Raw genomic sequence first — 230 nt, forward strand, 5'->3', positions numbered from 1 at the left:
CCATCGTCAGGTCGTCGTGACAGGCGATGGTGTACGAGGCGTCGCAACGCGCCGGCACTTCTGTGACGTTCACGCGCGGCTGCTCGAAGAGCACGGCCACGAACGACAGCGGGCCGAACCCGCCCGGCGGCAGCAGGGCGAGCAGCGGACCGAAGGCAGTGATGGCGACGACCGCTGCGACGAGGTTCCGCGTCTCCGCGTGCGAACTGCGCCGCAGCCGACGGAGACCG

Annotated in this window: 1 protein-coding gene; it reads right to left on the reverse strand. The window is 70.4% G+C overall.

The window, feature by feature from the left end; translation table 11 throughout:
• Positions 1-230, reverse strand: a 230-nt coding sequence (locus ACPYOG_RS21150) for a hypothetical protein (RefSeq protein WP_481295997.1), incomplete at both ends; no start/stop codon positions are given.

The sequence above is a fragment of the Leifsonia sp. HAY1-4F genome (assembly GCF_056755275.1).